The organism is Campylobacter sp. (assembly GCF_030528245.1).
Lineage (GTDB): Bacteria > Campylobacterota > Campylobacteria > Campylobacterales > Campylobacteraceae > Campylobacter_D.
Genome location: NZ_JAUMZG010000016.1, coordinates 19,591 through 32,510 on the forward strand (window position 1 = coordinate 19,591; position 12,920 = coordinate 32,510).

Here is a 12,920-nt window from a genome sequence, read left to right on the forward strand (position 1 = left end):
GGGGTTTATCTTGCTAAGAAAAATCATCACCTATCCCAACAAAAGGCTTTTTCTCAAATCCCAAGCCGTTGAGCGCTTCGACTCGGCGCTTCACACCTTGCTTGATGATATGTATGAGACGATGAGGGCAAGCAGCGGTGTGGGACTGGCGGCCATTCAGGTCGATGTGCCCTTGCGGGTTTTTATCGTCAATATTTTAAACGAGGACAAGGAGCAGAAAAAAGAGGACTTGATCGAGGTCATCAACCCCCACATCACCCCGCTTTCTGAGGAGCTCATCCTTGGCACGGAGGGCTGCTTGAGTGTGCCTGATTTCTTTGAGGAGGTGGAGCGGCATGCCCGCATCTTGCTGCGTTATCAGGATCGTTTTGGGGCGGAGAAAGAGCTTCAGGCGGAGGGTTTTTTAGCTGTAGCCCTCCAGCACGAAAACGACCATCTAAACGGCCATCTTTTCATAGAAAAAATTCCCTTCCTCAAGCGACAAAGATTTGATAAAGAATTCAAAAAAGCAAAAAAAGCACGATGAAAAAGCTCCAGTGCGTCAGTTTCAACGAAACCTTAGATCTCATTGATGTGGAGAGCGTTTTTACGAGGGGGCTGCCGAGCCTTAGCATCGTGGGGCTGCCAAATTCAGCCATCAAAGAAAGCATCGAGCGCATCAAGGCCACGCTTTTAAACTGCGATTTCACCCTGCCTGCCAAAAAAATCACCATCAACCTAAGCCCCTCAGGTGTGCCCAAAAAGGGCTCGCATTTTGACCTAGCCATCGCCCTTTTGATTCTCCTGCAAAATGAGGATTTGGAGGATTTTTTTGTCGTGGGGGAGCTGGGGCTTGATGGGAGTATCAAAAGCACGGGTGAGCTTTTTTCCCTCCTGCTTTTTCTCGGCACTAAGTGCAAAAAAGCTCGCGTTCTTGTGCCACAAACGATGGCCCCAAAGGCCTCGATGATACCCAATTTAGAAATCTACGCCCTTTCTCATTTGAGCGAGGCGATGGAATTTTTTAAGGAAAAAAACTATGAAAAATTCCGCTTTTGTAAAACCCACCCCCTCTTTGCCAAGCCCCTGCATCTTGGGGATGAGATCTTCATCCCGCATACCGAATTTGAGCTTGATTTTATCGATGTTAAGGGCCAAGAGCGCGCCAAAAGAGCCTGCCTCATCGCCGCACTTGGCATGCACAATATCCTCTTTGAGGGCAGTCCGGGCAGCGGCAAAAGCATGTGCGCGAAGCGACTTGTCGACATCATGCCCCCGCAAAATTTGGACGAAATTTTGCTCCAAAACGCCTACCTCTCCCTCGATGCAAAGGACTGCGAGCTCACCCAGCGCAGACCCTTCAGGCACCCGCATCACAGCTCCACGCGCGCTAGCATTTTTGGCGGTGGCACGGTCAATGCAAAGATCGGCGAAGTGGCTTTGGCAAACGGCGGCGTGCTGTTTTTTGATGAATTCCCGCATTTTTCCAAAACCATCATTGAAAGCTTAAGGGAGCCTTTGGAGGATCACAAAATCCAAATTTCACGGGTCAATTCCAAGATCACCTACCAGACAAAATTCATCTTCGCCGCCGCGCAAAACCCCTGCCCCTGCGGGAATTTGTTCTCGCAAAATTTAAGCTGCACCTGCACAGAGCTCGAGGTCAAGCGCTATAAAAATCGCATCTCAGCCGCCATCTTGGACCGCGTGGATTTGTATGTGGCGATGGATGAGAGCAGGATGGAGGATGGGCCCAGCTTGAGCTCGGGGCAAATGAGTGAGCGCGTTTTGGAGGCCTTTATTTTTGGCAAAAAGCGCGGGCAGAGGGAATTTAACGGCAAGCTTAAGGATGAGGATCTGAAGCGTTTTTGCGTCTTGGACGCGCAGGCGCAGGAGGCTTTGAATTTAGCCCTTTCTCGCTTCAAACTCTCCCAAAGGGCCTGCAATAAAATTTTAAAGGTCGCTAGGAGTTGTGCGGATTTGGACGCGAGCGAGCTCATCGGCAGGGGGCATATTTTGGAGGCTTTGAGCTTTAGGATGCAAAATGATTGAGCTCATCCTCATCGTGCTAGCGGGGGTGATTTTGCCTCTGCTTTTTTATCTTTACGCTAGGCAAAATCGCAAATTCCAGCAAGGATTGCAGCAAGATTTGCGCCAACTTTCTGAGGAAAAAATCCGCGCCCTCTCGCAGGTGGAATTTTTGCAAAAAATGCTCGAGGAAAAGGCCGCGCGCATCGAGGAGCTGGGGCGTGTCTGTGAGGATGAAAAGCAGAGGATGAGGGGGGATTATGAGCGGAATTTGAGGCATTTGGAGGAGAGGATGGAGCGGAATTTGCAAAAGCAAAATCTCAACTTCCTCCATCAAAATAAATTGATGCTAGGCGAGGATATTAAAAAGCTTTTAAATGATGTTTTCACCCCCGTCAAACAAAGCGTCAAAGAATACAGCCAGCGGCTTTTGGAAAACGAACTGGGGCTTAAAAATACGGTCAAAAATATCTTTGAATTTTCGCAAAATCTCAGCGCGGATGCGGACAAGCTCGCCAAAATTTTAAGGGGCGATAAAAAAATTCGCGGGAATTTTGCCGAGCTTCAGCTCAAATCCGTGCTTGAAAGCAGTGGCCTGATCCCGGAGAGCCAGTATAAACTCCAAGCGCATTTTAAGGATGAAGACAAGAGCTACAAACCCGATGCGGTGGTGTTTTTGGACCCGCAAAAAAGCATCATCATCGATGCGAAATTTTCCCTGCCGAGCAGCTTTGACTTTGAGGATTTGAGCGAGGGGGTGTGCCGGGATCTTGCCTTCAATCTTAAGGCGCGCATTGATGAGCTTTCCAAAAAGCCCTACGCGAAATTTGACCATCACAGCTATGATTTCGTCTTGCTTTTCATCCCCTATCAAAACATCCTTGATCTTGCCCTGAGCGTGGATGCGGGGCTTTATCGCTATGCTTATGAGAAAAAAATTTACCTCACCACGCCGCACACGCTTTTCATGGCGCTTAATACCATCAACATTTCTTGGCGGCAGATTAAAAGCGGCGAAAATGTCCTCAAGGCCTTCGACGAGCTGGGTAAATTTCACGATAAATTTGCGGGCTTTTTGGAGGATTTTGAAAGGCTTAAAAATGCGTCCAAAAATTTAAGCGCTAGCATTGAAACGATGCAAAACAAGCTTCAAAGTGGCACGGGGAATTTGAGCTCAAGGATAGCCAAGCTCAAAGAGCTCGGCGCCAAAACGCAAAAAAGCCTACCCAAAGGAGGGGAGGGATGAGGAGGATTTTTAACGCAGGGGAAATTTTAGACCAAGCGGCGATGAAAAAGGGCTTGGATGAGTTAATTTTGATGGAAAATGCAGGAGCGGCACTGGCAAGAGTGGTGCGCAAAAAAAGCAAAAAATTTAAAAGAGCGAGGGTGCTTTTTTTGCTAGGCGGAGGGAAAAACGCGGCCGATGGCCTGGTCGCGCTGCGGCATCTTTCTGGAGCGGAGGCTTATAAATTGGGCTTTAGGGAGTGTGGAATTTTTAAAAAGCAAGAAGAAATTTTAAAAAACTACGGCTTTGAATTTTTAGAAAAAGAGCCTGATTTTGAAAAATTTGACCTCATTGTGGATTGCATTTTTGGGCGGGGGTTTAGGGGGGATCTTGATGCCAAAACGGCCGAACTCATCCAAAAGGCCTCCTCTTGCAAGGCCTTTAAAATCGCCTGCGATCTGCCTTCTGGGCTTGGGAGTGGGGTTTGCTTCAGGGCGGATTTGACCCTTTGCATGGGCGCGCTCAAAGAGTCCTTGCTGGAGGACTTTGCCAAGGAAAGCGTGGGTCGGCTTAGGGTGGCGCATTTGGGCGTGGAGGAGCGCCATTTTGCCCCAAGTCCTGAGGGCTATTTGCTGCAGAAAAAGGACCTGCGCCTCATCGAGCGCAAAGGCTGCTCCAACAAGGGCGATTACGGGCATGTTTGTATCGCAGGGAGTGCGAGTGCGGGGACCTTGGCTGGGCTTGGGGCGCTGGAATTTGGAGCCGGGCTTGTGTCCTTAGTGGGCAACAAAAGCTTCTCGCCGCTTTTAATGCTAAAGGACAAGATCGCCGCTGATGCCAGTGCGGCGGCCTTGGGGATGGGCTTAGAGGATTTAGAGATTTTGAGGGATGGAATCTTGCAAAATATCCCTTTGGTTTTGGATGCGGCTTGTTTTTCCAGCGAGGAAATTCTGCCCTTTTTGAGGCGCCCCGATGTGGTGCTAACCCCGCACCCTAAGGAATTTACAAGGCTTTATCGCTTGTGTTTTGGGGAGGATTTGAGCGTGGAGGCGGTTCAGAAAAATCGTTTTTTTTACGCGAGAAAATTTGCCAGGGCCCACCCTTGCGTTTTGATCCTAAAGGGCGCAAATCCCATCATCGTCCAAAATGAGGCGCTTTTTGTGGTTGATTGCGGCACGGCGGCTTTGGCTAAGGGCGGGAGTGGGGATGTGCTAGCGGGGATGGTGGCCGCGCTTTTGGGGGCGGGTTTTGCCCCGCTGGAGGCAGCGAAAAATGCCGTTTTGGCTCACGCTTTGGTGGCGCAAAAATACCGCTTCAACGCCAATAGCTTTGACGCCTTAAAGCTGATAGAGGGCTTAAAATGCTTGTGAAACTTGCCGTGCTTTTTAGTGGGAATGGGAGCAATTTGGAAAATCTTTTGAAAAATTTGCATCAAAAAAGCTTCGGAGAAAATCGCTTTGAGGTGGTGCTGTGCCTGTGCAATAAAAGGGACGCTTTGGGGATAAAAAGGGCGGCGCGATTTGGGCTTGAGAGCGTGATTTTGGAGCATCAAAATTTTGCCAGCAGAGAGGAATTTGACCGGGCCCTGGTGGGAGAGATAGAAAAAAGCGGGGCGGATTTGACCATTTTGGCGGGCTTTATGCGCATTTTGGGCCCTGTTTTCACGCGAAGGATCAGGGCCATCAACCTGCATCCCTCATTGCTGCCCCTTTTCAAGGGCGCAAATGCCATAAAAGAAAGCTTTGAGAGCGATATGAAGGTCGCGGGGGTGAGTGTGCATTGGGTGAGTGAGGCGCTAGATGGCGGGGAAATCATCGCGCAGAAGGCTTTTGAAAGGGAGGGCTTGGATTTTGATGAATTTGAGGCGACAATTCACGCCCTAGAGCATGAAATCCTACCCCAGAGCGTGGTGAAAATTTTTGAAAGAGGGCTTTCAAACCACCGCGGGGCTGGTCGTTAGTTTTATCATAATAAAATGAGCTTTTGAAACGAGGATGACGATGTTTGAATGGATTTTTAGTCCGGATGCTTGGATGACGCTTTTGACCCTCTCGGCGCTTGAGATTGTGCTGGGCGTGGATAATATCATCTTCTTAGCGATTTTGGTGAGCAAACTCCCCCCGCAGCATCGCGATAAGGGACGGATTTTGGGGCTTGGCTTCGCGATGCTCACGCGCATCTTGCTGCTTTTGTCGCTTTTTTGGGTGATGAAGCTTAGCACGCCTTTGTTTTCTGTTTATTTTGGTGATGATGAGGAGCTTTTGAATTCCGCACTTTTTAGCCTTTCTTATTTTGCTTTTTTTGGCGGGGGCATTGGTGGGCATGGGGGGGTAATTTCAGGCAGGGACCTGGTGCTGCTGTTGGGGGGGCTGTTTTTGATCGCAAAATCCATCAAAGAAATCAAGGGGGAAATTTTCAGCCCGCAAAAAGAGGCCAACACCCCCGCGATGAGACTTAGCTCAAGGCTTTGGGTCGTGGTGGCTGAGATTGCCGTCATTGACATTGTGTTTTCGCTTGATAGCGTGATCACGGCGGTGGGGATAGCCGAGGATGTTGAAATCATGATCATCGCGGTGATTTTGGCGGTTTTGGTGATGCTTTTTGCCTCAAAGCCCATTGCTGATTTTGTCGAGCGCTATCCTAGCATCAAAATTTTAGCCCTAGCCTTTTTGGTGATGATAGGGGTCGTTTTGGTCGCTCAGAGTTTTGATTGGCACTTTAGCAAGGGCTATATTTATGTGGCGATGCTTTTTGCTCTAAGCACTGAAATTTTAAACATCATCGCCAGAGAAAGGAGAAAAAATGAAGGATGCTAACGGGGTGGCGCTTAGTGCGGGCGATAGTGTCAGCGTGGTGAAGGATCTGAGGGTCAAGGGGGCTAGCGGCACGCTCAAAAGGGGCACGACTATCAAAAATATCAAGCTCACGGCTAGGGAGGGTGAGATTGAAGCGAGGGTGGATAAGCTGGGTGTTGTGGTGCTGAAAACTGAATTTTTAAAGAAAATTTAGAGTTTTGTTTTGCGCGTTTTGTTGGTTTTGAGGGGGAATTATCACGCGGGACAGGAGGAATTCATCCGCAAAAATGCCCTCAAGGACTTCGTGCTAGATATGAACGGGCTTAGGGCCTTAAGCGCTAGAAACAGGCAGCTTTTGGGGGGGTATAAGAGTCTGGATTACAAAAACGACAACGAGCTCAATCACATTTTGCTTTATTTTCTAAAAATCAGGATGCTAAAGGGTGAGTTTTGCATCATCAATGCTTATAGTGAGACTCTCAAGCCTTTTAAGGATTTAGCCGATGCGCATCGTTATGAATTTTTTGTGATCGATTTTAGCGGAGCCTCCTTGGAGCAATGCCTGCAAAATAACCTCTCCCACGCGAAAAAAACGGGCTTTCTAACCCCTACAAAACTCATAGAAAAAACCGCAACCCTGCTAAGAAAAATCCCCAAAAAATACCGCATTTTAAGTCCTGATTCTTGGCAGGATTGTCTCTATGAAATGCCCGATTTGAGTGCTTATAAAAGGGTCCATCATATCGGCGATTTGCAAGGATGCTACTCGGTGCTGAAAAAATACCTCAAAGGCCTTAAGGACGATGAATTTTACATATTTTTAGGCGATTACATCGATAGGGGGGTTGAAAACGGCAAGGTTTTAAAATATCTGCTTAAAATTTGCAAAAGGCCCAATGTTTGCCTTTTGGAGGGCAATCACGAAAGACATTTGATAAAATGGGCAAACGGAGAGCTCACGCATTCTAAGGAATTTAATGAGCATACCTTGAAGGATTTTCGCGCAGAAAGACTCACTCCAAAGGATGGGCGGGAATTTTACCCGCACTTGAGGGAGTGCCTTTGGTATAAATACGATTCCAAGAGGGTTTTTTGCTCGCACGGCGGGGTCAATGTCCTGCCGAAAAAAGCGTCCCATTTGAGCTTTGTGCCCAGTTGTGATTTCATTTATGGGGTGGGGGATTATGAGGACAGTCAGAGGGTGGCGGCAGAATTTTGCGAAAATCATCCTGCGAATTTTTATCAAGTTTTTGGGCATCGTAACCGCACAAAGCTGGCGATGAGGATTGCCGAGCGGGTTTATTTGTGTGAGGGTAAGGTGGATGATGGGGGCTTTTTGCGCGTGGCGGTTTTGGATAAAAAAGGCTTCAAATGCGTGGAGGTCAAAAATGAAATTTACCGCAAAAAATAGTCATCTAAAAAATCTCAGCGCCACACTCAGCGCAAAACCCACGCAGGCTAGGAGTATGATGCAAGCGCCGCTTGAGAGATTGAAAAAATAGCTCACCAAAAGTCCGCCAAGGCAAAAAATCGTGCTTAAAAGCACGGAGATCGCCATCATCGCGCCCAGTCTTTTGGCGAAATTTTCAGCGATAAAGCTGGGGATGCTCAAAAGCGCCATCACCAAAATGAGTCCCACAAGGCGGATGGAAATGACGATACAAAACGCCATCATCGCAATGAGAAGATAGTAGAAAAAATTGGCATTAATGCCCTTGCTTTTGGCGAATTCGCTATCAAAGCTAAGAATTTCAAACTGCCGATAAAAAAGCGTTAGGAGTGTGATCAAAAACGCATCAACGCCCAGCATGAGCCACAAATCTTGGCTTGAAACCGCCAAAATACTGCCAAATAAATAAGCCATCAAATCACTTTGATAGCCCGGGCTCAAGTCGATCAAAATCACCCCCACTGCCATGCCAAAGGCCCAAATGACGGCGATGAAGTTGTCGCTTCTGTTTTGATAGCGCTGGCTTAAAAAGGCGATGAGAAAGGCCAAAAAAAGCGTCCAAATTCCCGTGCTAAGGAGGACGGGTAAGGAAAAATAAAAGGCTATGCCTATGCCCCCAAAGGCTGCGTGTGTGATGCCTCCGGCCATTGAAAAAAGGCGATTGATCATGATCAAAACCCCCATGGCCCCGCAGGCAATGCTGACTAAAACCGCGGCAAGAAGGGCGTTTTGGAAGAAGGTGTAGTTTAAAATTTCAAGCATAATTTTGTCTTAGGGGGGTGATGATTTTTGGAGGCTTTTTTTGCGCTCTGATGCCGCAGAGATTGAAATTTTCACATTGGACGCAATTTTTAAGGCTCATTTCCACATCGCAAAAGTGGGCGTGATTTTCGTAAAGATGCTTTAAAAATGCGCTTTTTTGTCCCTCTTTTGCGTTAGGATGTAAAAAAAGCTCTCCGTCAAGATGGGCGATTTTATCGCTGTAGGCTAGGACGAGGTTGATGTCGTGGCAAACGACGATCACGCCCATGCCCCTTTTATGCAGAGCGCTTAATATTTCAAAAATTTGCACCGCGCTCTTGCTATCCACGCTTGCGGTGGGCTCGTCCAAAATGAGGAGTTTGCACTCATCCACTAGGGCTCTGGCGATGAAGACCCTCTGCCTCTGCCCGCCGCTGAGACTGTCAAGCCCTCTGCCCCAAAAATCCTCCATCCCTACAAGCTTAAGGGCTTTGAGGGCTTTTTCTTTGTCCGACTTGCTGTAAAAACCAAAGCTCTTTTTGCGGATGAGTCCCATCAAAACGACCTCAAGGACACGGGCGGAGAAATTTGGATTGGCGAGAGTGTGCTGGGGGACATAGGCGAAATCTTTTTGGCCAAGATGAAAGAAACGAATGCCGCCCTTAGCCTTCAGAAGGCCTAAAATGAGCTTGATGAGCGTGGATTTGCCTGAGCCATTGGGGCCGATGATGGAGAGAAAATCTTTGCTGTCGTAGCTGAGGTGGATGTTTTTTAGGATGGGAATTTTATTGTAGCTATAGTGGAGATTAGAAATTTGGAAAAAAAGCATTCAAAACACTCCTTTCTGGGCACTGATGAAGATAAAAAAACCGAAAAAAAGCATGAGGCAAATGCCTAAATATTCTAAAAAAAATCTTAATCCCTTGAATTTGAAATGTATTTTGTTCGATAAAAGTGCCAGAATAAAGAGGATGAAGCACATCCCCAAACTCGTAAAAATGGCACTGATGGAGGCGGATATGAAGTTGATCTCATAGGCAAAGATGAAGAGCAAAAGTGTGCCCGGACAAGGCACGATGGCAGCGGCGCTGATGAGGGCCCATTCGCTTAGGGGTGAGGGGCTTTGATGGCAGCAGGAGCAGTTGTGCGGGTGCTTGGGACTTAGAATTTTTTTACCCAGCATGAAAAGGGCGATGAGTATGATGAGGACGCTAGAAATTTGAGTCAAAATGAAACTGGCATCCTTGCTGAAGGAGCGCAAAAAAACATCGAGAAACAAGAGGGCAAAACTCACGAGCAAAAAGGCGCTTAGGGTGTGGATCAGTGCTATTTTGAGGCAAAAATATAGGATTTTTTTGTTCGAGCTTTTGTGCGTCAAAAAATAAGAACTCGTCAAAGTTTTGGCGTGGCCCGGACCTGTGGCGTGAAAAATGCCGTATCCAAAAGAAAGTAGGGCGAGTAGGAATAGGGTTTTTGCATCCGTATCTTTTTTCAAAAGTTCTTTGAGTGAGGCAAAAAGAGCGTTGTTGAAATTGGCAAAGCTATGTTTTAGGTTCTGATCCTGCTGGGCGGGATTTTGTTTGGAATTTTCTTTGATTTTACCGCTTAAAATTTGAAAAAAGACAAAGTCTAAATTGTCATTGGCACTCAAATAAAAATTCTCGTTCAGTTGCAGTTCTTTGGGATTTTGAAAAATGAATTGAAAAAAACCGTTGGGATCGTGAATTTTAAGATGAAAGATTTTTTCATTCTCCAAGCCCACTTCGAAAAACGCTTCATAATGATAGAAAAATTGGGAATCTTTAAAAAGCAATTCTCCCGGCCGGAATTGCGTTTTTATGGCGCTCATTTTGTCGTTTTGATGCAGTGAGAGTTCTGTGAGAAATTCGTTGGGTTTGAGATAGTCAAGCAAAGCCGATTCGATCATTTCAAGCTCTTCTGCGTCAAAATTGTCGTTGTAATTCAAATCGTAATTTTCCAAAAGCGTTTGGGTGAATTCTTTGGAAAATTCCCATTTTATGTTTATGGATTGAATTTTGTCGCTTGTGGCGTTGAAGTCAAAATTCACAAAGGTCGTCGGCGTGTAGCTTGCGCACAAGGCACAAGCTGACAGTTGGACGCTCATCCACAAAAAACAAAAAAGAATTCTCATTTCAAATTCAGTTTTAAAACCTCAACCGTTTTTAAAAGCTCCTCATCCCAATTTTGAGCCAAATGATTGATGGAAATGACCTTCGCACCGCACTCTTTCGCTAGATTTTTTGCCGCATTTTCAGGAAAGCCCGGCTGCACGAAAATCGCCTTGATTTTTTCTTTTTTAGCCAGAGCGATAAGCGCTTGCAAATCCTTTGGTTTAGGCTCTTTCCCGTTGATTTCAACAGGAATTTGCTCCAAATTATAACGAGTGGCAAAATAGCCCCATGATGGATGATAAACGATGAATTTTCTATTTTTGATGTCCTTAAATTCGCTTGATATTTGTGCATCAAGCGCGTCGAGCTCTTGGTGGAATTTTTTGAGATTTTCCTCGTAGAGCTTCGCATTTTTTGGATATTTTTTACTCAAAACCTCAGCGATATTTGTCGCTATGCTCTTAACCAAAATAGGATCGAGCCAAGTGTGAGGGTCATCCTCCTCATGCGAATGCGCCCTCATATCCTCAATGATGTCTTTTTCCTTCATCGTAGCAAGGTAGAAGGTCGGCCAATTTTTCACCTCTTCATTGAGCTTATCAAAACCCTCATTGCCCATATAAATGTGAAAATGATTGACCTTGTTCGGCTTGATATTGTGGTCGCTAAATTGTATGAATTTTGGAGCTTGCTCATCGCCACTTATGGCTTCAAATTGATACCTCACGCCCCTTTTGCCCGACTTGTATTGCAAGATTTGATAGCCCTTATAAGCATATTTTGCGCCGTATTGCTTTCCCTTGCTGTAAAATACAAAACCCCCATCCTTGCTGATTTTTATCTTATCCACATCGCTTTTGTAGCCTGTGTTGTAGTATTCTAAAACCTCTTCATAGCTCTTATCCTGAGCCTTAGCTTTGGACTGCAAAACCTCCTTCAGTGCGCCACTTTGCAGCGTGGGATAAACGGAATTGAATTCCCCAACCCAATCCTCAATCGAGCGATTTTTCACATCCTCATCCGCAAAGCCCTCATCGTGATCGTGATGGTGCTCAGAATGTGCCAAAGCAATGCCCTCTTGCATACTAGCAAGCTCCAGCTTGGGAAAGTTTTGCTTGAATTTATTTTTGAAAACCTCTTCAAATTCTAGGCCCATCGTGAAATAAATATCGCTTTTTTCAAGCGTTTTCATCGTATCGATTTTGAATTCAAAATTATGCTCGTCCGCATTTTCAGGCAAGATCACATTGACGTCCAAATCATTCCCCGCAATTTTCTTCACAAAAAAGGCCTGAGGCGCTATGCTAACGCTCACGCGGGGATTATCCTTAACCTCCGCTTGCAAAGCGAGACAAAAAAACGAAAGAAACAACAAGAAGACTTTTTTCATGGCTTTTCCTTTAAAATTTTTTGCTAGTTCTTTATTTTACAAATATAAGTTTAATGATAAATAAATTTTTAATTTACATTTGGGCAATCGGTCAAAATTTTCACCATCCCAATTTAAAAACGCGCATTTAAAAACGCGTAGCATTTTGTGATAGAATCAAAACAAATTTTTGGAGAGATTGAGCGATGAAAAGTGTCAAAATTAAAGTAGCCTTACTTGCAAATCTGGTAGCGGTTTTGTGTTTGATTATCTTAGGAATCACCACTTTTATATTCGTCAAGGATGCGATTTCTACGGAGGTTGTCAATGCCCAGACGCATTTTGTCGAAACGGCTAAAAATTCTATGGAAAGCTTCAAGGCCAGAAATTCCGCCGCGGTTGAGAGTTTTGCGAAAAATATCCTCAAACATCCGCTCGGCAATCTTGACCACCAAGAAGCCCTCGAGCGTTTTGTGGGGCGCGATTTGAAGACCTTTAGAGATTCGGGGAGATTTTTAGCTGTCTATATCGCCCAGCCTAATGGCGAGCTTGTCGTTAGCGACCCTGACTCGGATGCGAAAAATCTTGACTTTGGGATTTATGGCAAGGCGGATGATTACGATGCGAGGACGAGAGAATACTACCAAGAAGCGCTGAAAACTAAGGACATCTACATCACACCCTCCTACATTGATGTTACCACAAAACAGCCCTGCTTCACCTACGCGATCGCCCTGCATAAGGATGGAAAATTCATCGGCGTTTTGGCCGTTGATGTGCTGGTGGCCGATTTGCAGCAAGAATTTGAAAATTTACCCGGTCGCGTTTTCGCTTTTGACCAAAACCATCAAATTTTTGTCGCTAAGGACAGGGAAATGCTGGATCCCAAATTCGACATCACGGCCGTAGCCACCATAGCCAAAGAAAGAGCCGGCTATGAGGTTTTCACATACACCAGAGCCGAGGATGGGAATGAAAGATTTGGAATTTGCACTCAATTCACAAAAAACTACACGATTTGTATCGGTGAAAATATGAGCGAAATCAACGCCCCCGTTTATAAAATCGCACTCATACAGGCCATGATTGTGATTTTTGTGAGCTTCATAAGCATCATTTTGCTTTATTTTATCGTCTCGCGTTTTTTATCCCCCCTCTCCCTCATCCTTTCAGGGCTCAACTCCTTCTTCGACTTTCTCAA

At 46.0% G+C, this 12,920-nt stretch carries 13 protein-coding genes; 9 read left to right on the forward strand and 4 right to left on the reverse strand.

Going from position 1 to position 12,920, the window contains the following annotated elements; all coding sequences use genetic code 11:
• Nucleotides 1-10 precede the first annotated feature (10 nt).
• The 8 genes from def to Q4A73_RS04280 are packed head-to-tail and all read left to right on the forward strand — an operon-like array spanning nt 11 to nt 7,438.
• Nucleotides 11-526 (forward strand): peptide deformylase, encoded by a 516-nt coding sequence (gene def / locus Q4A73_RS04245; protein ID WP_303206198.1) that lies wholly within the window; start codon nt 11-13, stop codon nt 524-526.
• Nucleotides 523-2,031: a YifB family Mg chelatase-like AAA ATPase gene (locus tag Q4A73_RS04250; RefSeq protein WP_303206199.1), complete on the forward strand. Its 1,509-nt coding sequence runs from the start codon at nt 523-525 to the stop codon at nt 2,029-2,031. The genes def and Q4A73_RS04250 overlap by 4 nt, the downstream gene beginning before the upstream one ends.
• Nucleotides 2,024-3,253, forward strand: a complete 1,230-nt coding sequence (rmuC, locus tag Q4A73_RS04255; RefSeq protein WP_303206200.1) for a DNA recombination protein RmuC — start codon at nt 2,024-2,026, stop codon at nt 3,251-3,253. Before Q4A73_RS04250 ends, rmuC begins: the two co-directional genes overlap by 8 nt.
• On the forward strand, nt 3,250-4,602 hold the full coding sequence (locus tag Q4A73_RS04260; RefSeq protein WP_303206201.1) for an NAD(P)H-hydrate dehydratase: 1,353 nt from the start codon (nt 3,250-3,252) through the stop codon (nt 4,600-4,602). The genes rmuC and Q4A73_RS04260 overlap by 4 nt, the downstream gene beginning before the upstream one ends.
• Complete coding sequence (gene purN, locus Q4A73_RS04265) at nt 4,593-5,192, forward strand: phosphoribosylglycinamide formyltransferase (RefSeq protein ID WP_303206202.1); 600 nt, start codon at nt 4,593-4,595, stop codon at nt 5,190-5,192. The genes Q4A73_RS04260 and purN overlap by 10 nt, the downstream gene beginning before the upstream one ends.
• Before the next feature lie 40 nt (nt 5,193-5,232).
• Nucleotides 5,233-6,048 carry a TerC family protein gene (locus Q4A73_RS04270; RefSeq protein ID WP_303206203.1) on the forward strand — a complete coding sequence of 272 codons (816 nt, stop codon included), beginning with the start codon at nt 5,233-5,235 and terminating at the stop codon, nt 6,046-6,048.
• On the forward strand, nt 6,035-6,241 hold the full coding sequence (locus Q4A73_RS04275) for an alkylphosphonate utilization protein (protein ID WP_303206204.1): 207 nt from the start codon (nt 6,035-6,037) through the stop codon (nt 6,239-6,241). Before Q4A73_RS04270 ends, Q4A73_RS04275 begins: the two co-directional genes overlap by 14 nt.
• Nucleotides 6,242-6,250: 9 nt before the next feature.
• On the forward strand, nt 6,251-7,438 hold the full coding sequence (locus tag Q4A73_RS04280) for a metallophosphoesterase (RefSeq protein WP_303206205.1): 1,188 nt from the start codon (nt 6,251-6,253) through the stop codon (nt 7,436-7,438).
• Here Q4A73_RS04280 and Q4A73_RS04285 read toward each other — a convergent pair whose 3' ends face one another.
• The 4 genes from Q4A73_RS04285 to Q4A73_RS04300 are packed head-to-tail and all read right to left on the reverse strand — an operon-like array spanning nt 7,439 to nt 11,740.
• Entirely contained in the window at nt 7,439-8,239 is an 801-nt protein-coding gene (locus Q4A73_RS04285) for a metal ABC transporter permease (RefSeq protein WP_303206206.1), read from the reverse strand.
• A complete protein-coding gene (locus tag Q4A73_RS04290; RefSeq protein ID WP_303206207.1) occupies nt 8,232-9,047 on the reverse strand; it encodes an ABC transporter ATP-binding protein in 816 nt (271 codons plus the stop codon). The genes Q4A73_RS04285 and Q4A73_RS04290 overlap by 8 nt, the downstream gene beginning before the upstream one ends.
• The gene (locus tag Q4A73_RS04295) at nt 9,048-10,370 is read right to left on the reverse strand and encodes a DUF1007 family protein (RefSeq protein ID WP_303206208.1); all 1,323 of its coding nucleotides are present in this window, start codon (nt 10,368-10,370) and stop codon (nt 9,048-9,050) included.
• Complete coding sequence (locus tag Q4A73_RS04300; protein WP_303206209.1) at nt 10,367-11,740, reverse strand: metal ABC transporter solute-binding protein, Zn/Mn family; 1,374 nt, start codon at nt 11,738-11,740, stop codon at nt 10,367-10,369. Before Q4A73_RS04300 ends, Q4A73_RS04295 begins: the two co-directional genes overlap by 4 nt.
• 185 nt (nt 11,741-11,925) lie before the next feature.
• On the opposite strand from Q4A73_RS04300, the gene Q4A73_RS04305 reads away from it, so the two are divergent.
• A partial coding sequence (locus Q4A73_RS04305; protein WP_303206210.1) for a cache domain-containing protein occupies nt 11,926-12,920 on the forward strand: 995 nt, incomplete at its 3' end.